This is a genomic window from Pseudomonas sp. P108 (assembly GCF_032613195.1).
Taxonomy (GTDB): domain Bacteria; phylum Pseudomonadota; class Gammaproteobacteria; order Pseudomonadales; family Pseudomonadaceae; genus Aquipseudomonas.
Genome location: NZ_CP126691.1, coordinates 290085 through 309788, shown reverse-complemented (window position 1 = coordinate 309788; position 19704 = coordinate 290085). Strand labels below are relative to the sequence as shown.

The 19704-nt window shown below is 55.9% G+C and carries 19 protein-coding genes; 11 read left to right on the top strand and 8 right to left on the bottom strand.

The features are described 5' to 3' along the window. Nucleotides 1-116: 116 nt before the first annotated feature. The 3 genes from QOM10_RS01330 to QOM10_RS01320 form a co-directional block, all read right to left on the bottom strand. Nucleotides 117-1343, bottom strand: coding sequence for a 3-hydroxyacyl-CoA dehydrogenase (locus QOM10_RS01330; RefSeq protein WP_316917457.1), 1227 nt, complete (start codon nt 1341-1343; stop codon nt 117-119). A 132-nt stretch (nt 1344-1475) separates the two neighbouring features. Continuing rightward, a complete protein-coding gene (locus QOM10_RS01325; RefSeq protein WP_316917456.1) occupies nt 1476-3410 on the bottom strand; it encodes an ATP-dependent DNA helicase RecQ in 1935 nt (644 codons plus the stop codon). Between the two features lie 180 nt (nt 3411-3590). Beyond that, on the bottom strand, nt 3591-4094 hold the full coding sequence (locus tag QOM10_RS01320) for a polysaccharide deacetylase (RefSeq protein ID WP_127925451.1): 504 nt from the start codon (nt 4092-4094) through the stop codon (nt 3591-3593). A gap of 303 nt (nt 4095-4397) precedes the next feature. Here QOM10_RS01320 and QOM10_RS01315 point away from each other — a divergent pair, with 303 nt between their 5' ends. From QOM10_RS01315 to QOM10_RS01285, 7 genes are all read left to right on the top strand, one after another. Next, a complete protein-coding gene (locus QOM10_RS01315; RefSeq protein ID WP_007917948.1) occupies nt 4398-4673 on the top strand; it encodes a hypothetical protein in 276 nt (91 codons plus the stop codon). 94 nt (nt 4674-4767) lie between these two features. Next, on the top strand, nt 4768-5910 hold the full coding sequence (locus QOM10_RS01310; RefSeq protein ID WP_316917455.1) for a hypothetical protein: 1143 nt from the start codon (nt 4768-4770) through the stop codon (nt 5908-5910). Nucleotides 5911-6272: 362 nt separating this feature from the next. Then, nucleotides 6273-6572, top strand: a complete 300-nt coding sequence (locus tag QOM10_RS01305) for a hypothetical protein (protein WP_316917454.1) — start codon at nt 6273-6275, stop codon at nt 6570-6572. A gap of 177 nt (nt 6573-6749) precedes the next feature. Beyond that, the gene (locus tag QOM10_RS01300; protein ID WP_224794757.1) at nt 6750-6914 is read left to right on the top strand and encodes a YhfG family protein; all 165 of its coding nucleotides are present in this window, start codon (nt 6750-6752) and stop codon (nt 6912-6914) included. A 168-nt stretch (nt 6915-7082) separates the two neighbouring features. Further along, nucleotides 7083-7577, top strand: coding sequence for a helix-turn-helix domain-containing protein (locus QOM10_RS01295; RefSeq protein ID WP_150794189.1), 495 nt, complete (start codon nt 7083-7085; stop codon nt 7575-7577). Then, nucleotides 7574-8857 carry a type II toxin-antitoxin system HipA family toxin gene (locus QOM10_RS01290; RefSeq protein ID WP_150775780.1) on the top strand — a complete coding sequence of 428 codons (1284 nt, stop codon included), beginning with the start codon at nt 7574-7576 and terminating at the stop codon, nt 8855-8857. Before QOM10_RS01295 ends, QOM10_RS01290 begins: the two co-directional genes overlap by 4 nt. A gap of 205 nt (nt 8858-9062) precedes the next feature. Beyond that, nucleotides 9063-10808, top strand: a complete 1746-nt coding sequence (locus tag QOM10_RS01285; RefSeq protein WP_150750206.1) for a hypothetical protein — start codon at nt 9063-9065, stop codon at nt 10806-10808. A gap of 42 nt (nt 10809-10850) precedes the next feature. Here QOM10_RS01285 and QOM10_RS01280 read toward each other — a convergent pair whose 3' ends face one another. Both QOM10_RS01280 and hslO read right to left on the bottom strand, forming a co-directional pair. Next, entirely contained in the window at nt 10851-12392 is a 1542-nt protein-coding gene (locus QOM10_RS01280) for a phosphoenolpyruvate carboxykinase (protein ID WP_007917942.1), read from the bottom strand. 181 nt (nt 12393-12573) lie between these two features. Then, nucleotides 12574-13476, bottom strand: a complete 903-nt coding sequence (gene hslO, locus QOM10_RS01275; protein ID WP_127925447.1) for an Hsp33 family molecular chaperone HslO — start codon at nt 13474-13476, stop codon at nt 12574-12576. A 105-nt stretch (nt 13477-13581) separates the two neighbouring features. On the opposite strand from hslO, the gene QOM10_RS01270 reads away from it, so the two are divergent. Then, nucleotides 13582-14382, top strand: a complete 801-nt coding sequence (locus QOM10_RS01270; protein ID WP_316917453.1) for a phosphatase PAP2 family protein — start codon at nt 13582-13584, stop codon at nt 14380-14382. 121 nt (nt 14383-14503) lie between these two features. On the opposite strand, the gene QOM10_RS01265 is transcribed toward QOM10_RS01270, so the two are convergent. After that, on the bottom strand, nt 14504-14911 hold the full coding sequence (locus QOM10_RS01265; RefSeq protein ID WP_150750209.1) for an RNA-binding S4 domain-containing protein: 408 nt from the start codon (nt 14909-14911) through the stop codon (nt 14504-14506). 116 nt (nt 14912-15027) lie between these two features. Here QOM10_RS01265 and QOM10_RS01260 point away from each other — a divergent pair, with 116 nt between their 5' ends. Genes QOM10_RS01260 through rimK form a run of 3 tightly spaced genes read left to right on the top strand, consistent with a single transcriptional unit; the run spans nt 15028 to nt 17205 of the window. Next, the gene (locus QOM10_RS01260) at nt 15028-15807 is read left to right on the top strand and encodes an EAL domain-containing protein (RefSeq protein ID WP_127930339.1); all 780 of its coding nucleotides are present in this window, start codon (nt 15028-15030) and stop codon (nt 15805-15807) included. 34 nt (nt 15808-15841) lie between these two features. Continuing rightward, nucleotides 15842-16303 (top strand): ATP-dependent zinc protease, encoded by a 462-nt coding sequence (locus QOM10_RS01255; RefSeq protein WP_171057267.1) that lies wholly within the window; start codon nt 15842-15844, stop codon nt 16301-16303. Further along, complete coding sequence (rimK, locus tag QOM10_RS01250) at nt 16300-17205, top strand: 30S ribosomal protein S6--L-glutamate ligase (RefSeq protein WP_007949201.1); 906 nt, start codon at nt 16300-16302, stop codon at nt 17203-17205. The genes QOM10_RS01255 and rimK overlap by 4 nt, the downstream gene beginning before the upstream one ends. A 203-nt stretch (nt 17206-17408) precedes the next feature. Here rimK and QOM10_RS01245 read toward each other — a convergent pair whose 3' ends face one another. Further along, entirely contained in the window at nt 17409-18722 is a 1314-nt protein-coding gene (locus tag QOM10_RS01245; RefSeq protein ID WP_007917930.1) for an ATP-binding protein, read from the bottom strand. 111 nt (nt 18723-18833) lie between these two features. After that, nucleotides 18834-19574 (bottom strand): two-component system response regulator OmpR, encoded by a 741-nt coding sequence (ompR, locus tag QOM10_RS01240; RefSeq protein WP_064388985.1) that lies wholly within the window; start codon nt 19572-19574, stop codon nt 18834-18836. Nucleotides 19575-19704: the final 130 nt, after the last annotated feature.

Here is a 19704-nt window from a genome sequence, read left to right as displayed (position 1 = left end):
CGAGTCTAATTCAAAATCGCGCCGCACCCTTCGCGAGCAGGCTCGCTCCCACATTTGAAATGCGCTCTCCTGTGGGAGCGAGCCTGCTCGCGAAGGCGTCAGCACCGCCGCCAAACTTAACGATCTGCAAACCCCTTACCCTGCGCCGCCAACTCTCCAATCAACCGCGCCGGTTTCCACTGATCGCCCTGGCGCGTCTCCAGCGCCAGCAAACGCTTATGAATGTCCGCCAGCCCTTGCTGATCCGCCCACGCCATCGGCCCGCCCTTGTCCGCCGGGAAGCCGTAGCCGTTCAGATACACCAGATCGATGTCGTGTGCCGACTCGGCAATGCCCTCCTGCAAAATCTTCGCACCCTCGTTGACCAATGCCAGCAGGCAACGCTCCAGAATCTCCTCTGGACCGATCTCACGGCGCTGGAAACCCAACCCTTCGCTGACCTGCAACACCAGCGCATCGACCTCAGGATCGTGTTCCGCCTGTCGACTGCCCGGCTCGTAATGGTAATAGCCATTGCCGGACTTCTGGCCAAACCGGCCCATCTCGCACAAGCGGTTATCCACCTGAACCTCCGGCGCATCCTGGCCCTTGCCGGCCAGCTCGCGTGCACGCCACTCCAGATCGATGCCGACCACGTCGTACATGCGAAACGGCCCCATGGCAAAACCAAAACCTTGCAGCGCCGCGTCGACCTGCTGTGGATAAGCGCCTTCAAGCAACATCTTGCGCGCCTCCAGCACATACGGATGCAACATCCGATTGCCGATAAACCCGTGGCAATTGCCCGACACCACGCTGACCTTGCCCATGCGTTGGCCCAGCGCCAGTGCGGCGTCCAGCGCTGATGGTGAAGTCTGCGCGCCGCGCACGATCTCCAGCAGTTTCATGATGTGCGCCGGGCTGAAGAAATGCAGGCCCAGCACTTGCTCCGGGCGCCGGGTCGCCGCGGCAATCGCATCGATATCCAGCGCCGAGGTATTACTCGCCAACAGCGCCTCGGGCTTGAGCAAGCCATCGAGTTCACGAAAGATCTTCTGCTTCAGCTCAAGATTTTCGTACACCGCCTCGATCACCAGATCGACATTGCGAATCGCCGCGTAATCCGCCGCCGCACAGACCCGCGCGATACGTGCATCCGCCTCGGCCTGATCAATCCGGCCCTGGCGCACGTTGTGTGCATAAGTCTCGGCCACGGTGGCGAGCGCCTGCTCAAGCATCTGTGGATTGTTATCCACCCACTGCACGCTCACACCGGCATTGGCCAGGCACATGACAATGCCACGGCCCATGGTCCCCGCACCGATCACGGCGGCCTGCTGAATATTGAAGGATGTCTGGCTCATGTTGTTCTCTTGTTGGCGATCCAAAGACTGGTCTCACGATAGTCAGCCAACGACGGTTTTTGAAGTTTATTACCGTGATGATCGACATTCAGCGGATGGATACAGGCGCCCTGACTCCCACAGGATTTATGTTCAACCGAGCAAATGATCGTCAGCCCAGTTCCGGACTTCGGCATAGGGATACTCTTCCAATGCGGCAAACCCGGGAATCGCCCGCGCCTTGAGCTTGGTGAACAACGGCACGCTGATCCCGCACAGAAACCGCGTCAGCCGCTCCGCCGTCGGAATCACCCCAGTGTGCTGCTCATGCCTGTGGATAAAGTCACCACACAACGCCGCAAAATTTTTATCCACAAGCGCTGGCAACTCCGGCGGCGCCGGCAATCGCGCCACCTGGCCATGACACACCGAACAATGCCCACACTGCTGAGGTGCATTGTGATCACCGAAATACTCCGCCAGGCGATACCCCAGGCAGCGTTCGGTGGCGAACACTTCAAGCATCGTGTGGATGCGCGCCACTTCCGCCTGCTCATGCCGGGTGAAATATTCATGCAGCTCGACGCTCAGGGCATCGCTGTCAAAGTCGCTTTGCAGCAGACTGTAGACCTCGGTCATCTGCTTGCTTTCCAGCTCGACCCAGCCCTTTTCCTGAAAGTAATCGAGCGCCTTCACCACTCGATTGCGCTCGGCGGAATACTGCGAGTACATCGCCTCGAAATTCACCGTGGCCCAAGTGCGCGCGCGCGCCGAGGTCTGAATGATCGCTGCAACGAAATCCCTGCGCTCACCGTCGAAACGCTCAAGCAGCGCTTCGGGTTCCAACAGGTATTTGAAACGGTATTCGGCGTAGTAGGCATAGCGCGGCGCGATCAAACCGCGCAGCTCCAGTTGCACCAGCAATGTTTTCAGCGGCAGTGAGCGAATATTGCTCTGATCCGCCAATGGCCCGAGCAGAAACTCCCACTGCCCTTCCGGCGCCGAGGCCTTCAGTTCATCGAGTACATAGCGAATGCCATCGCGCTCCGGCGTATCACCGTAGACGAAGTTTTCCAGCACATTGAGGCTGTCGCGATTGGCCAGAACCAGACAGTCCGACGACTGCCCGTCACGCCCGGCGCGGCCGATTTCCTGACTGTAGTTCTCGATGGATTTGGGCAGGTCGAAGTGCACCACATTGCGGATGTCACTCTTGTCTATGCCCATGCCGAAAGCGATGGTCGCGACGATGCAATTGGACTGCCCGGCCATGAAACGTTTCTGGATCGCTTCGCGTTTGTCATGGGCTAAGCCAGCGTGATACGCCTCAGCCTGAATGCCGTTGCGCTCAAGGTGTTCGGCGATGTGCTCGGCGGTTTTCTGCAAGGTCACGTAAACGATACTCGGCTGCCCCGCACGCTCGCTCATCCACTCCACCAGACGCCGACGCTTGTCCTGACCACGCACCGGTTCCACCAGCAGATTGAGATTGGGCCGGTAGAAGCCGGTGGTCACCACATCATCAGCGGCGATAGCGAATTTGGCCTGCATGTCGGCGATGACTTTCGGCGTTGCCGTGGCCGTCAGCAGCAAGGTCTGCGGGATGTTGAACTGGCGCTGATAGTCCGGCAGCTTGAGGTAATCGGGGCGGAAATTGTGGCCCCATTCCGAGATGCAATGCGCCTCGTCCACCACCAGCAGCGAGATCGGCACCTGCTGCAAAAAGTTGCGGAAGCGCTCGTTCTTCAAACGCTCAACCGAGATCATCAGAATCTTCAACTCACCCGAACGGGCGCGGGCCATCACGTCATTGGCGTCATCGCGGCTCTGCGCCGAGTCGATGCTACCTGCCGAGATACCGTGTCGCTGCAAGAAGGCCAACTGATCCTGCATCAGCGCCAGCAACGGCGAGACTACCAGCGTCAGGTGCGGCAGCATCAGCGCCGGCAATTGATAACAAATCGACTTGCCGGAACCGGTGGGAAAAATCGCCGCCGCCGAACGCCCGGCCAGTACCGCGCTGATCGCGGTTTCTTGACCGGGTCGAAACTGTTGAAAACCAAAAACCTGTTCCAGGGTGTTGTGCATTCGCTGTCACTCCATTGACTGCTGCCATGCCAACAGCCTAGCGGGCGATCGCAGCGAGTCGAGAAAAGGTCGGGGCCAAATCGATTCGGAATGATACAGCGATTACTTGAACACCACGGTCCCTGTGGGAGCGAGCCTGCTCGCGAAGAGGCCGGTCAGAACAACGCAAAATCCTGAAGTTCAGGGACGCAAAACCGCCACCCGCAACTGCTCGTTCAGCATCTGCTCATGCACGTCCTGGCTTTTGCTGGCCCACAGCGCATGGGCCGGGCTGATGTCGCCAGTGAACGCTGCCGCCAACTGACGCAGATCAGCGACGCTGCGCACACGCGGGCAGAACGGTTGCTCATCACAGTTCTGACTGGCATTGCGATAGGTGCTCAGCAGCCCCTCCCAGAGCCCATCGCGCACATGGCGAATGGACTTCAGTTGCACGTGCGGCACACCGAGTCGCTGCTCAAGCCCTTCCTCATCCAGTGCTTCGCTGGCCAACAGCGCTTTGGCGAACATCAACACTTCACCGCGCGACGCCGTGTCCATGCTCGCCTGGCTGATGAGTGCTTCCGGCCAATCAGTGCGATCGAGACGATCCAGCACCCATGCATTGCCAACGTCAGAGGCCATCGTTAAACGACAGGTGCTCAGCCCGAGCAATAAAATCGCGGCCATTCGTAGCCAGTGCATACCTAATTCCCTTTAAGCGCGTGTCAGACGTTTGGAAACGCCCTACAGATTCTGGCGCGCACGATACAGCGCTTTAGCGCGAATCGCCTGACAAACAAGTAGGAATTATTACGCCTAAGGGTTTTGGCCTGAAAAAGCTGCGAAAACACGTAGGGCATTTCCTCAAAACACGGAAAAACCCCTACGAATACTGTCCATTGCGGCTGTCTTGTCCCACAGAGAAACGCCCTTCTATAGTGGCCGGCGCGGCTGCAAACACTCTGCCGGCCCGCCCCAGCGCCTTCGAACAGGACACGCCTCACCATGATCAACCGCTATCGCCCACTCAAGACTTGCTACAGCGAAAACCCGGTGCTGCTTATCGACAGCCACTCCAGCCAGACTGACCTGATCAATGCCGCCGATCAGCGCCTGCGCGCGGCCGGTGATTTGCTGGAAACACTCTACTGCTTATGTTTCAAACAGGCTGACGTGAAAGATATTCCCAACATCGTCAATGCACTTTATCTGCTGGTACAGGATGGCTGCGACTTACTTGAAGTTGCCAAACAAAAACCACCGCAAACAACATACAACTAAACCACATTACAAATGCGGAAACACCACCACGCTTTATTTATACATGCGACTGACACTAACTTGTTCGCTCTTACAACTAAACGAGAGCAACACCATGACAGTTTTAACCATATTTTTTTGCGGCACCGGTTCCAACAAGTTTGACACTAACCATGAAAACTTCTGGGACGGCGAACTGGTTTCCACACTGGCTTCCAACCATACCGGCCGCGAGTTCGCCGAATGGATCGTCGTTGACGGGCCCGGCAGCGGCAACCTGCAGGCCGATGACCTGTTTACCAAAACCAAGGAGTACGGCCTTACCGGCACACTGTTCGGCAAAGGCTGGGAGGAAAACGTTCAGCACGCCCTCAACGTCATCAAGGGCAAATGTGACTGGCAGCGCCAGCAACTGACCGAGGCCGAATACAACCGCCTCAAAGCCGCCGGCATTCCTATTGACGATGTCAAAGTCGAAGGCTCGTGGATGTGGCGAAAGTACAACTACGGCGACCGCAGCATTACTCAACAGAAGTTACAGGAAGGGATCATCAGAACGTTCCGCAAAGATGGCATTATTCCCACCCGCGTCAATCTGGTGGGTTGGAGCCGAGGCGGCATAAGTTGCCACATGCTGGCCAATGCGATGTTAAAGGACAGCCAACTTAAAAACATTCCGGTGAACATCTTTGCATTGGACCCTGTTCCGGGTATCGGAAACTTCCAGGAAAACCGGGTAAAACTCGGCGCCAACGTCAAAGAATATGTCGCTTTCTATGCCCGCGATGAACGCTCCAAGGGTTTCAGTTGCGTGATCCCGCAGACAGCCACCGGCACCAAAACCAGCGTCTACCCCATGGCCGGCCGCCACGCGACCATGGCGGGCAACGCCACAGCTGACGGTGGCGTGCCTGCCAGCGCAAGCGACCTGAAAACCCTGGTGGAACCTGGCCGCGTGGTCCGTCACTACGCCGAAACGTGCCTCAAGCGCTGGGGCGTACAACTGAACAAAACCCTCAACCTGACCCAGACCGACCTGCAAAACCTCACCAACGGCATCGTCCGCGATGAAGCCCGGTACAAACGGATGCACAACATCTCCTACACCTACTTCACCGAACTGGATAAAGGCGAACGCTACGTGTCTCTGGGCAGCAAAGGCGTGCCGTTCTCGGCGGTGAAAGGCACGATCTACGCGCCTGCGACGGGGCTGACGACGAGTGTGCTGGATGTGGCGGCGTATCGGGTTATTGGCTGAAGGCCGTGGGCGCGTGAACGGACGAAAAAACCTACAGCAATGGCCTATCTGGTATTCGTCCCATTCCTACAAACCCAGACTCCCTTGCCGCCTATCGCGGCTTGGTAAGTCAAATCTATAGTCGTGGCTGTCGCTGCCAAATCAGCGGCTCGGGCTTGGTCACCCGATTGGATCGTGTATACGCACGCGCTGTATGCTGCCGGCACTCACTTGCCTGCGGTTTATGGTGACTGTGTTTGGGACACCTTCGGGTGTGCCGGGTATGTGCGCGATCCTCACCGGTTGACCAACCCGAACACAGTCGCCTCCTGTCGCTTGGTCACGATGCGGTGGCTTCTTTCGAAGCAATTGAGGATTAAAAAATGACAACTTGGAATCAATTCACCACCGATCGCTACCGCGCCCTCGAATCCAACCTCACCGACACCAAGCCCCTGATCATCGACACAATGGCCAATCCACAAGACATCCTCGAATGCGCCGTCCAGCGCCTGCGCGCTTCAAGCGACCTGCTACGCACCCTCTACTGCCTCAACTTCAAACAAGCCGACGTCGAAGACATCCCCCACATCACCCACGCCCTCTATCTGCTGACGCAGGATGGCTGTGACCTGCTGCAAGTCGCACAGCAGCAGATGCTCAACTGGAAGGCTCCAGCCTGAAATCGAGTGATCGTATCGTTCTTATGCACTCTGTGAGAGCGATCAAAAAAACGGTAATCAAACATGGGAGCAACCATGAGCAAATTCTTTGATGAGCTGATGGAAAGCGTTATCGAAATGGAGGAGATCTTACGCAAAAAGCATCGCGATTCAGACTCGAATGCTGATACGAGCGTTTTGACGTTTCAGCAAAAGCAGGCCCATTACGACAAGGTTCGCCGATCAAACTATTTGGCCAGCCTACGCATTGAAGGTTTTGAAACCACCCCTGCCGATGCTGAAAAGCCACTTTCCTCACGCATGGAGGTTGTCGAAAAGTACCGGCAAAAACCGGCTGACTAGAGGAAGCGCTAACGTTTAAGTGGCAGTATTCTAGCTATAAGAACCAAAAACAGATGGAATAATGCCACTTAACTTCGTTTTTTCAGGGATCTTGCGGCAAACAGCGTCCTTCAGCTTAAGTGCTATTATTCTGGCAGTTAAGGTTTAAAAATGAAGGAATACTGCCACATGGCCAAGAAAACAGCGCCGCTTTTGCCCTCCACTGCTCGACTTCTGGTCGACTTTGGTGAACGCCTGAAGCTGGCTCGCCTGCGCCGAAAATTGACGGCCAAGCAAGTCGCTGAACGATCTGGCATGTCGCTAACAACCTTGCGCCATCTGGAGTCAGGTGGATCAGGCGTAACCATCGGGGCCTACCTGTCGGTCATGCAAGTGCTGGGGCTGGAAAAGGATCTGAACAAACTGGCTGCAGCAGATGAAATGGGTCGCCAATTGCAGGATGCGCAGTTAATGCCTGCAACACGATCCGCAGCGAAAAAGCCCCAGAGAGTACGAGCAGTCAGTGCGGCAAAAAAGGGCGCATCTGAACACGCCGGAACTTCAAACGTTATCGATGCCGCCACTACCACGAAAATTCCGGCTGACTTCCCATTCAACACACACTCACTCTCCAGCCTTTTGAACAAGAAGAAAAAGGCCGGCCCCCCGACAGGTGAAGAATGACACTGATTGCTGTTTATGCAGACTGGGAATCCTTGAAAGGCGCCAGACGCCTCGGATTTCTACACGCAAGGAAAACACGCAACACCAACGTGTTCGAATTTGAGTACGACCCTAAGGCGTTGGCCGATCCCGAGTTGAGTTCCATAACTCTAGACCCGCGCATCGGCCCCTTCGAAGGCCGCCAATTCCCCGGCGAACATCAGAGCCGCTTTGGCGTCTTTGCAGACTCAAGCCCCGATCGTTGGGGCCAGCTGCTGATGAAACGCCGATTGGAAAGGGACATTCGCGACGGCTTGCTCCCCAGCAACAGCAAGTTGTTTGAATCCGATTACCTGCTTGGCGTCCACGACCTGTTCCGTGTGGGCGCCCTTCGCTACAAACTCAATGACGAAGGCAACTTCCTCGACGACCGCGACGGCGTTGCCGCCCCACCCTTTGTCGAGCTACGCGCGTTAGAGCAGGCAAGTCTCGCCCTGGAAAACGATAGGGACAACACAGCCACCGAGGGCCGCGAATGGCTAAGAATGCTCATCGCACCTGGCGGCTCGCTGGGCGGCGCCAGACCGAAAGCCAGCGTCGTCGACGAGTTCGGCCAACTGTGGATCGCCAAATTCCCAAGTACTAGGGATGACTACGATGTTGGTGGTTGGGAATTTGTAGTAAACGCTTTGGCGGTCAACTGTGGTCTGCGTGTTGCGACCGGCATGGCCCGACGCTACGCAAGCGATCACCACTGCTTCCTGGTGAAGCGTTTCGACCGAACCGCGCGCGGCGGCCGACATCACTTCGCATCAGCCATGACCATGACCAACCGCGTCGACGGCGACGACGCATCAACCGGCGCCAGCTATCTGGAATTGGCGGAAGTAATCATGGAACACGGCTCGGAACCCAACACCGACCTTCGTGAGCTTTGGTCGCGAATTGTCTTCAACATCCTGGTCTCCAACACCGACGACCACCTACGCAATCATGGGTTTGTTCTCGATCCTGGTCGGGGATGGCGATTGTCGGCAGCCTACGACATGAATCCGGTGGCGCATGCGGATGGGTTGAAGCTGAACATCACGGATTCTGACAACGCCTTGGATTTGGAGCTAGCGAGGGAAGTGGCGGAGTATTTCCGAGTCAGTCGGGGTGAAGCGGAGGAGATAATCGAGCGCTTCCAAACAGCCGTCCGTGAATGGCCTTTGCTGGCAGAAGCTATAGGTATTTCAAGACGCGAACAGGAATATATAGAACGGGCTTTCAGGGTCCCTTTGGTTAGCCAAAATCACTAAGTCACTGTAAAAAAAGATGTTTCCAACACTCCGGAAGGCCCAATTGAGCAAAGGAGGCATTGAAATAATTTTTATTTTTCAGAGTTAGTGGCGAAAAGCAATCACGAGAGACTAATCTTTATCTTTAGGATGCTTGTCTGAAATTTTACTGATGTAAAATTTCAGACAAGGCGACCGCTTCGAGAAGCAAAGACAAGGATTAGACATGTCAAAAGGAAAACCTAGACCGAATCTATCCCTAAATGATCTTGAGCCCTTCTTTCAAGTATTAGTGTTCAGGAAAGACAAATACACACGAAAAAAATTGCGAACTGATATATTCAAAAAAATATCAGAATTAAACAGTAAGAAAAAAAGCGCTGAGATTGACTGGTTAAGCAGCACAAAAAAAGTCCTTGCTATACGAGTTAGATTTCGAGAATTCCCATCTTGGCTCGAAACTACCACATCAATCTCAACCGCTAAGACCTCGCTTTTAGAGAACATAGAAAATGCGATCATACTTATCGACGACTCCCAAACACATGTATATGTTCACTCAAGCAATCGAAAGCTCGAAGACATCGTAAAGACGATAATCTATGAAGACTGGGATCAAGACAAATTAGATATCAAAAAAATTTATAGCGCTCTTGCTGAAATCGATCTTAGTATAAAAATGCTAGGAATTAACAATACTTTTGGCGCAGGGGGTACAGCCGCAGAGGCCAAGTCATATTCAGGAAAAGACCCAAGACTATCACTAACCCCATCTTTTGACTCCGGATATAGTTTTAGTTATTGCTTAGGCGCACAAATTGACGCAGCGGGTAACAAGCAAGCATTTGGCTGTTCATCCAAAAGACGAAAATTTTGGGGGGGATGGACAGAGGGATTTAACGACTTTTCAGAAAGATGTAAAAACATAGAAGCTGCACTGACATCAGTAAATAATGGCGATTTTATAAATACATTAGTCCGCCCGACCTCCGTAAAATCACCAAACAAATTAAAAATTCTCAGCTTTTATTTAGATTATGTAATCCCAAACAAGGGCGTAGTCATACTAGAAATTAACAAGGTAAAAATAACTGATTGGTACTGCAGCATATTATCAAACACCCGATTTACCATTGGAGACGGGATAAATAGTATTTCTATAGATATAACCAGCATTACGAACGACGCAATTACGTTCAGTTACACTAGAGCAGGCGAAAAAGCTTCAATCATCGTGGCAGAAGATGGCAGCGAGTTAAGCAAACGTCGCCGAATTGATCTTATCGAGTTTTTGAAAAAAGAGGATACTTTCACGATTATCTTTGAGGAAAGGCTAGCTTTCAGAGAAAACTCATTCTGGAAAGATAATCGCTTAAGCACGCCATTTAATAAAGATGTGCATACAGATATAAGCTGGACAAATGTCGACCTTAGAAAAGAAGATTCCGCTTCGAGTATTCCCGGGCACATTTCCATCGCAGACAAAACCGAAGAATTCTTACTAAACCTTGCACTAACTGAAAACATAATCGCAATTATTAAAGATGGCGGAGCAAATGAAATTTCTGACCACTTAGTCATTTACGATGATAAGATCATTTTAATTCATGAAAAATTTACAACCTCTCAAAGTCCAGGCTTGAGAATAGACGACCTGCAAGTCGTTTCAGCACAACTTATAAAAAACATCAAGTACTTATTCCCGAGTTCACACAGCGTTAGATCGGAACGACTTTTTGCCAATGCGATTTATTTAGATAAGTCTTGTTCAACAAAAGAGAGTCTCATTGAAAAAATCACAACAGCCCTCAATAATGTTGAAGTTCAAAATGAATGCTGGATAGTCCAACCTGGAATTTCGAAATCAAAACTCCTAAAGCTAGCAAACAATAAAGCGCATGTACTCCTATCGCACCTAGCAAGTATCTGCACATCAAACAACACAAAGTTCAAGCTTTATTGCAACCTATAAAAAAGCCGCCCCAAAGGGCGGCTTCTTCATTGACGACAGATCTTACAATTTCGGCCCTGCAGCCTTGATCGCGTCGCTCACTTCGAACTTCTTGAAGTTCTCGATGAACAGACCGGCCAGTGCTTTCGCAGCCTCGTCGTACGCAGCCTTGTCAGCCCAAGTGTTGCGCGGGTTGAGCAGGTTGGTTTCAACGCCCGGTACGGCCAGTGGCACGTCGAGGTTGATGGTGTCGAGGTGTTCGGTGGCTGCACCGATCAGCGCGCCGCTCTGGATCGCTGCGATCACCGCGCGGGTGGTCGGGATGTTGAAGCGTTTGCCGACGCCGTAGCCGCCGCCGGTCCAACCGGTGTTGACCAGGTAGACCTTGGAGCCGAAGCCGCGGATGCGCTTGATCAGCAGCTCGGCGTATTCGCCAGCCGGGCGCGGGAAGAACGGTGCGCCGAAGCAGGTGGAGAAGGTCGACTTGATGCCGCTGCCGGAACCCATTTCAGTCGAGCCCACCAAAGCGGTGTAGCCGGACAGGAAGTGGTAGGCCGCTTGTTCTTCGTTGAGGATCGACACTGGCGGCAGTACGCCGGTCAGGTCGCAGGTCAGGAAGATCACCGCGTTTGGCTCGCCACCGAGGTTGTGCTCGGAACGCTTGGCAACGTGCTCCAGCGGGTACGCGGCGCGGCTGTTCTGGGTCAGGCTGACATCGGCGTAGTCGGCGTGCTTGGCGTCGTCGATGACGACGTTTTCCAGCACGGCGCCGTGCTTGATGGCTTTCCAGATAACCGGCTCGTTCTTCTCGGAGAGGTCGATGCACTTGGCATAGCAACCGCCTTCGATGTTGAACACCACGCCTTCGCCCCAGCCGTGTTCGTCGTCACCGATCAGGTAACGGCTTTCGTCGGCCGACAGAGTGGTTTTACCGGTGCCCGACAGACCGAAGAACAGGGTCACGTCGCCTTCTTCGCCGATGTTGGCAGCGCAGTGCATTGGCAGCACGTCAGCGGCCGGCAGCAGGAAGTTCTGCACGGAGAACATGGCTTTCTTCATCTCACCGGCGTAACGCATGCCAGCGATCAGCACTTTTTTCTGTGCGAAGTTAAGGATCACGCAACCGTCGGAGTTGGTGCCGTCACGCTCAGGCACGCACTCGAAGTTGGCCACGTTGAGCACTTGCCACTCTTCACGACCGGCCGGGTTGTACTGGGCCGGGTTGATGAACAGGCAACGACCGAACAGGTTCTGCCAGGCAGTCTGGGTGGTCATTTTCACGGCCAGGTAGTGATCTTCCGCCGCGCCTACATGCACGTGGGACACAAAGTGCTCTTGCGCGTTGTTGAATGCTTCTACGCGAGCCCACAGCGCGTCGAACTTGTCGGCCGGGAACTTGCGGTTGATCGGGCCCCAGGCGATAGCGGCCTGGGTGGAAGGCTCTTCAACGATGAAACGGTCAACAGGCGAACGACCGGTGCGGTGACCAGTGCGAACAACCAGAGCGCCGGTATCGGCAAGCTCGCCCTCACCGCGGTTCAGGGCTTCTTTTACCAGATCATCAACACTCAGATCGGTGTACACGGCGTTATTGGCTTGCGTCATGAGGTTCCCCGTCGGCCAGTGGCCGAGTGTGCTCCAAACGTTTTGTAGTAGAAAGTCGTGCACTACTACCGCGAAAAAAGTGGGCCGGATTATGCCAGAAAAGCCCAAAAAGAGTAGGGTCCTCCCGTCGTAACGGCGAAATTCCGTCGTTACGCAGTGAATTTACCTGCGCTGAACCGTTTTAGTGCCGGGTATCTGACGGCGTGTCGACGCCTGCACCAGCGAACAATTGAGCAATATCGGCGGCGTCGAACTCATAACGCTCGTTGCAGAACTGGCAATCGATCTCGACTTTGCCACCTTGTTCGGCCACCAGTGCCTGCGCATCCTCCAGACCCAGACTGACCAGCGCGTTGCCCGAACGCTCGCGTGAGCAAGTGCAACGGAAACGCAGGTTCTGCACATCGAACAGGCGCACCTGCTCTTCATGGTAGAGGCGGTGCAGCACGGTTTCGTTGTCCAGGCTCAACAGTTCATCGGCGGTCAGGGTGCTGGCCAGCGCAGTGATGTGCTGCCAGCTGTCAGCGCGCTCTTCTTCGTCTTTCAGACGGTCGGCCGGTAGTTGCTGCAAGAGCATTCCACGGGCGCGACGGCCGTCGGCGAACAATTTGAAACGCGTGCCAACCTGTTGCGACATGACGAAATAGTTGGTGAAGCATTCCGACAGGGTTTCGCCGTCGAGATCGACGATGCCCTGGTAGCGCTGGCCGACAGTCGGGTCGACGGTCAGGGTCAGGTCACCGCCCGGCATCAGATCGGCAAGGGTCGCATCCGGCGCGATCTGCTCGGCGTTGTAACGCGCCAGGCCTCGGATCTCGCGCTCGCTGGAGCATTCGATCATCAGCAGCGGGATCGGCCCTTCGGAACGTGCCTGCAGAATCAGCAAACCATCGAACTTCAGGGTGCCCACCAGCAACGAGGCGGCCGCCATCAATTCGCCGAGCAGTTGCGCGACCGGCTCCGGGTACGGGTGCTTGGCAAGGACTTCGGCGTAGCTGCGCTCAAGCGCAACCAGTTCGCCGCGTGTATCGCTGTCATCGAAGATGAAACGTTGGGTGAAATCGGTATCCGCTAGGTCGGTCATAATTTTGGGTATCTGAATGTGGTGACAAAATGGTTACAAGACGTGAAAATTTGCGCTTCTTGGCACTCTTTTTGGTGCCGACTGCTCTGCCATGGGAGGCATTTTATGAACAATCCGGGTTTGTTCCAATCTAGGTGGAACCTCGGCCGGCTGGTTCTGTGTAACGTAGTGCCGTTGGCGCTACTGGCTTTCTGGTTATGGCCTACGGGCAACTCGCTGTGTGTGATTTTCGACGAGTGGCTGTTCCGCTCGCTCAATGCACCGCTGGCCAGCAACCCGATATGGCTCCACATCTGGGCAATTGCAAGTCTGCGCCCGTTCGACATCGTCGTCGGCCTGATTCTGTTGACGCTGCTGATCAAGGGCGACTGGGTGTTCAAGGCCATTGACGTGCGTCGCGCGTTTTTCGGTTTTTTCTCGATCCTGCTGTTGATGGTGGTGATCCGCGCGCTGTTTTCCAAGTTCGCCGACCATATGGACTGGCAACACAGTAGCCCGTCGATGGTGCTGGAAGGCGCGGTGCATATCAGCGATTACTTCCCGCACCTGGAAAAAACCTGGGAGCTGAAGGATCGCTCGGGCCAGAGTTTCCCTGGCGACCACGCTTCAGTATTGCTGATCTGGGCGTTGTTCATGGGCGTGTTCAGTCGCACCGTCGGCCAGTTTGTGACGATCTGGGGCCTGGCGCTGCTGTTCATGCTGCCGCGCCTGGTGGCCGGTGCGCATTGGGGTCAGGACGATTACATCGGTGGCGTGTTGCTGGCGGTGTGGGCATTGGGCTGGGGTTACTACACGCCGTTTGCGTATCACGCCTCGAACTTCTGGCTGAAGGTGACGGCGCCAATGTTTGCGTTGCTAGGCAAGCTGCCGCTGGTTGCGCGGATGAGTGTGGTGCGTAGCGCCTGATACCGAGCTGTCTTCGGCGAGGGCTGTGCCCTCGATTCGCGAGCAGGCTCGCTCCCACATTGGAATGCAATCTCCTGTGGGAGCGAGCTTGCTCGCGAAGAGGCCAGCACCAACAACGCGATTATTCGTCGTTACTGCCGCCTCGAAACTTGAACAAATCCCGTCGCTGTTTTTTGCTCGGTTTGCCATCCGTGGTAACGCCCAGCGCGCCCGCCTTGCGCATTGCCGCAGCCGCTTCACGTTTGGCAATACTCGCCTCGGTCTCCGCGTACAACGTCTGCGCCTCCGGTGCGCCGCGCCGCACAATCGACAACGCCTCGACCTTCACCGTGCGCACTTCAAACCCGGTACGAATCTCGAACTCATCGCCAATCCGTGGCTCTTTGCCAGGCTTGCAGCGTTCGCCGCGACAATGCACCTTGCCACTTTCAATGGCGGCTTTGGCCAGCGCCCGGGTTTTGTAAAAACGCGCGGCCCACAGCCACTTGTCGAGACGGACCTTGTCGTCCACTTCGCTTTTTTGTGCCATTTGAATTCCTCGTTCAGCCAGTAGTCGGAACTGTACTACCGTTTCTGTCGGGCGCAAGAACTCGGCCCTCCAGATAGACTGTGATCTTGGCCGGTGCATCGGCATGGAGTGATCGAGTGACTAAATTTCCGTCTTCATTAATCTCGCCCAAGGCCGGTTGCCAGGGCTGCCAGCAAAGCGAGCCGCTGGGCTTCGACTTTTCTTTCGCCTACCAACCCATCGTCGATCTGCGCGACCAGTCGGTTTTTGCCCACGAAGCGCTGGTTCGAGGTGTGGCCGGTGAAGGTGCCTTCACGGTGTTGGATCAGGTTACAGAAGACAACCGCTACCGTTTCGACCAGCTCTGCCGGACCCGCGCCATCGAAGGCGCGGCCAATCTAAATATGCAGACACACTTGTCGATCAACTTCATGCCCAACGCGGTCTATCGTCCAGAGCTGTGCATTCGCAGTACGCTCGAGGCAGCAAAAAAACACCGTTTTCCTATCGACCGGCTGATTTTCGAAACCCTGGAAAGCGAGCACGTAGATAACTATCGCCATTTGACCAATATTCTGCGTGAATACCGCGAATTCGGCTTCAAGACCGCCATCGATGATTTCGGTGCCGGTTATTCGGGGCTCAATCTGCTGGCTGATTTCCAACCGGACCTGATCAAACTCGACATGGCGCTGATCCGCGATGTCGATCAAGACCGTGTTCGTCAGGCGATCGTCCGGGGGATTGTCACAATCTGTGCGGAGTTGGACGTTACAGTCATTGCCGAAGGCATTGAGAGCGTCGGTGAACGGGATTTCCTGGCGGACTGTGGAATATTTCTGATGCAGGGCTACTGGTTCGCCAAACCTGCATTCAAAGCGTTGGCTCAGGTTTCACCTGAGGCCTTTACGCGTTAATCGTTGGTTTTTTCTATTGAAGACATTTGACCATTTGACCGTTGTCGGTCTGCGCGAGTGGGTGGCGCTCCCGGATTTGGGGGTCGCGGGCCTGCGGGCGAAGATCGACACCGGTGCCAGCACCTCCAGCCTGCATGCTACCGACATCGAGCCGTTCGAACGCGACGGCGAGAAGTGGGTGCGCTTCACCGCGCACCTGGGCACGGTGGTGCAGTTGCGTCACCGCCGGTGCGAAGCACCACTGGTGACGCGCAAGACCATCAAAAGCTCCAACGGCCATGCGCAGGTGCGCTACGTGATCAGCACTACTCTGGCCTTGGGTGATCGAGTGTGGCCGGTCGAGTTCACCCTCGCCTGCCGCAAGTCGATGCGCTATCGCCTGTTGCTCGGATCCAAAGCCCTGATCGATGGCCAGTTGGTGGTCAATCCGGGCATTAAATATGTACAAGACAAGCCGGTGTTCCCGGTATCTACCTCCTCCACAGGTGTTGCATGAAGATCGCTGTGCTGTCGCGGAATCCGCGTCTGTATTCCACCCGCCGTCTGGTCGAAGCCGGAACCGAGCGCGGGCATGAAATGGTAGTGATCGACACCTTGCGCGCCTACATGAACATCGCCAGTCACAAGCCGCAGATCCACTATCGCGGCAAACCGCTGGAGGGCTTCGATGCGGTGATTCCGCGTATCGGTGCGTCGGTGACGTTTTATGGTTGCGCGGTGTTGCGCCAGTTCGAAATGATGGGGGTGTTCCCGCTCAACGAGTCGGTGGCCATCGCCCGTTCGCGGGACAAGTTGCGTTCGCTGCAATTGCTGTCGCGTCGTGGCATCGGTTTGCCGGTAACCGGGTTTGCTCACTCACCGGATGACATTCCTGACCTGATCGACATGGTCAACGGCGCGCCGCTGGTGATCAAAGTGCTGGAAGGCACCCAAGGCATCGGTGTGGTGTTGTGCGAAACCGCTACGGCGGCAGAGTCGGTGATCGAGGCCTTCATGGGTCTGAAGCAGAACATCATGGTTCAGGAATACATCAAGGAAGCGGGCGGCGCGGATATTCGTTGTTTCGTGGTCGGTGACAAAGTCATCGCGGCAATGAAGCGTCAGGCAAAACCGGGTGAGTTCCGCTCCAACCTGCATCGCGGCGGCAGCGCCAGCCTGATCAAGATCACCCCGGAGGAACGCATGACGGCGTTGCGCGCGGCCAAGGTCATGGGCCTGGCGGTGGCTGGTGTGGATATTTTGCGCTCCAATCATGGGCCGCTGGTGATGGAAGTGAATTCGTCGCCGGGACTGGAAGGGATCGAGACCACCACGGGGAAGAATGTGGCGGGGATCATCATTGAGCATCTTGAGAAGAATGGCGGGCCGAATATGACCCGGACCAAAGGCAAGGGCTAGAGCCAAGAGCAAAAGCCCCTCACCCTAACCCTCTCCCATAGGGAGAGGGGACTGATTGGGGGATGCAGAAGAGATACGCCGACCTGATCCTGCTGTGCCGAATCCACAATCGCCCCAGTCTTTCAGGTCGACGTATGACCCCAGACACCTCGGTCAGCTCCCTCTTCCTCTGGGAGAGGGTTGGGGTGAGGGGTTGCTGGGGATTACACCGCGTCTCGCGGCAACATCAATCCCAACGGCAACCTCACCCGCGCCTCCAGTCCTCCACCGGACCGATTGCGCAATTCAACATTGCCGCCATGCATCGAAGCAATCCGCTTCACGATCGCCAAACCCAAGCCAGTACCCTTCCCGCCCCGCGCACGATCGCCACGGGTAAACGGATTGAAGATCGCCTCCAGCTCCGAAGGATCGATCCCCGCCCCTCGGTCCATCACGCTTAGCACCACATACGGCGCACTGACGTCACCCGACACATAAGCTGCGACTTCAACGTGACCGCCGGCATGGTTCAAGGCGTTGCCGATCAGGTTGTTCAGCAAGCGCTTCATCGATACCCGCCGCAGCGGAAACGGCTGAATCGGCTCAAGACGCAAACGCACCTTCTCTTCATTCTGGTTGTATGGCGCCGCGACCTCGCGCACCAAATCAGTCAGATCCACTTCTTCCACCGACTCGTCACGACCGTCGCGGATGAACGCGAGGAACTGGTCGAGAATCGCGTCCATGTCTTCGATGTCGCGGACCATGTCGTCAGTCAGGTCGTTGCGATCGCCCATCAATTCCAGCGACAGCCGCAGCCGCGTCAACGGTGTGCGCAGGTCGTGGGACACGCCGGCCAGCATCAACTCGCGCTCGCGGCCGGCCTGCTCGACGTCTTCGGCCATCTGATTGAAAGCGCGATACACCTCGGTCATTTCGCTCGGTGTGTCGCTGATCGGCAGCCGCACGCTGCGGCCCTGACCCAGTTGCCGGGCGGCATACACCAGACGCTTCAAGGGTTGATTGAGCTGACTGACGAAAATCCACGCCGACGCCGTCGACAACAAACCAATCGCAAGGAACCAGCCAAGCACGTTCCAGATTTTCTGACCGCGCAACGGGTGCGGGTACAGCGGCACCTTCAGCCAGCCATCACCGAGGCTCGGCGCGCGGACCCACAACGCCGGCGGCGAGTGCATGCGCAAACGCACTTCGGTGTCAGCGCCCAGCTCCGCCTGCATCTGTCGCTGGTAGATTTCGCTGTACGGCCAGTGCTGCTCGCCTTCCGGCACACCGGCGCCGACCACCCGGATCAGGGTCGCGGCATCAGCAATCTTCGCGCGGTTTTCTTCATCGGCGGCCCAATAGGCACGCAGCGTCAGGGCGACGCCGTGGCTGTACTGACGATCGACCAGCACATCCTCGTTCATCAACAGATAAACCAGGGTCAGTGCCTTGGAAAACAGCACGACGATAAGCACCAGCCAGAGGGTGCGGGAGAAAAAGCTTTGGGGGAACCAGACGGGGGTTTTCATCTATAACCGCTACACACTTGCAGGAGCGAGCAATGCTCGCATATTGCGGATTGCGAGTCTGCGGGCTGGCCGTTCGACCAAACCTGCAGACCCGCTCCTACAAATCACCGATCACTTGGTGGCGGCACCATCGGGTACAAACACATAGCCCACGCCCCAGACGGTCTGGATGTAGCGCGGCTTCGATGGATCCGGCTCGATCATGCGGCGCAGACGGGAAATCTGCACGTCGATGGAACGCTCGAGGGCATCCCACTCGCGGCCACGGGCAAGGTTCATCAGTTTGTCGCGGGTCAGCGGCTGACGCGCGTTCATCACCAGGGCCTTGAGTACCGCAAACTCACCGGTGGTGAGCATGTGCACTTCGTCGCCGCGTTTCAGTTCGCGGGTCGCCAGCGACAACACGTAATCACCAAAGGTGACGTTTTCGTCTTCGCTGCCCGGTGCGCCTGGTACAGGTGCAGCCTGACGACGCAGGACGGCTTTGACCCGGGCCATCAGCTCGTCCGGGTTGAACGGCTTGGCCAGATAGTCGTCGGCGCCCAGTTCCAGGCCCTTGATGCGGCTCAGCTCGTCGCCTTTGGCCGTAAGCATGATGATCGGGATCTGATTGTTCGCGCCACGCAAGCGGCGGCAAGCGGTCAGACCGTCTTCGCCGGGCAGCATCAGGTCGAGGACGACCAGATTGAAAACTTCACGCGACAGCAGACGATCCATCTGTTCGGTGTTCGGTACGGTACGGGCGCGGTAGCCCTTGCTGACGAAAAAACGTTCCAGCAGGCTGCTAAGGCCCGGATCGTCGTCAACGATGAGAATTTTTTCGCCTTCAGCAGTTTGTGCAGTGCTGCTCATTGGATGCTCCTTTTAGCTCGGCGCGCATTATGGCGTAGCTGCCGTTATACGCACCGTGTGCATTGTTAGCAGATTTTTCCTTCACTGCCAGAAAACCGGGGTTTATGCCTACAGACTGCAACGCCCCCGA

Excerpts from the sequence above, each read along its gene's own strand:
- QOM10_RS01325 (WP_316917456.1), bottom strand. The coding sequence starts at position 3,410 with ATGCACAACACCCTGGAACAGGTTTTTGGTTTTCAACAGTTTCGACCC.
- QOM10_RS01305 (WP_316917454.1), top strand. The coding sequence starts at position 6,273 with ATGACAACTTGGAATCAATTCACCACCGATCGCTACCGCGCCCTCGAA.
- ompR (WP_064388985.1), bottom strand. The coding sequence starts at position 19,574 with ATGAGCAGCACTGCACAAACTGCTGAAGGCGAAAAAATTCTCATCGTT.
- rimK (WP_007949201.1), top strand. The coding sequence starts at position 16,300 with ATGAAGATCGCTGTGCTGTCGCGGAATCCGCGTCTGTATTCCACCCGC.
- QOM10_RS01245 (WP_007917930.1), bottom strand. The coding sequence starts at position 18,722 with ATGAAAACCCCCGTCTGGTTCCCCCAAAGCTTTTTCTCCCGCACCCTC.
- QOM10_RS01270 (WP_316917453.1), top strand. The coding sequence starts at position 13,582 with ATGAACAATCCGGGTTTGTTCCAATCTAGGTGGAACCTCGGCCGGCTG.
- QOM10_RS01285 (WP_150750206.1), top strand. The coding sequence starts at position 9,063 with ATGTCAAAAGGAAAACCTAGACCGAATCTATCCCTAAATGATCTTGAG.
- hslO (WP_127925447.1), bottom strand. The coding sequence starts at position 13,476 with ATGACCGACCTAGCGGATACCGATTTCACCCAACGTTTCATCTTCGAT.
- QOM10_RS01265 (WP_150750209.1), bottom strand. The coding sequence starts at position 14,911 with ATGGCACAAAAAAGCGAAGTGGACGACAAGGTCCGTCTCGACAAGTGG.
- QOM10_RS01295 (WP_150794189.1), top strand. The coding sequence starts at position 7,083 with ATGGCCAAGAAAACAGCGCCGCTTTTGCCCTCCACTGCTCGACTTCTG.
- QOM10_RS01290 (WP_150775780.1), top strand. The coding sequence starts at position 7,574 with ATGACACTGATTGCTGTTTATGCAGACTGGGAATCCTTGAAAGGCGCC.
- QOM10_RS01320 (WP_127925451.1), bottom strand. The coding sequence starts at position 4,094 with ATGCACTGGCTACGAATGGCCGCGATTTTATTGCTCGGGCTGAGCACC.
- QOM10_RS01315 (WP_007917948.1), top strand. The coding sequence starts at position 4,398 with ATGATCAACCGCTATCGCCCACTCAAGACTTGCTACAGCGAAAACCCG.
- QOM10_RS01310 (WP_316917455.1), top strand. The coding sequence starts at position 4,768 with ATGACAGTTTTAACCATATTTTTTTGCGGCACCGGTTCCAACAAGTTT.
- QOM10_RS01280 (WP_007917942.1), bottom strand. The coding sequence starts at position 12,392 with ATGACGCAAGCCAATAACGCCGTGTACACCGATCTGAGTGTTGATGAT.
- QOM10_RS01330 (WP_316917457.1), bottom strand. The coding sequence starts at position 1,343 with ATGAGCCAGACATCCTTCAATATTCAGCAGGCCGCCGTGATCGGTGCG.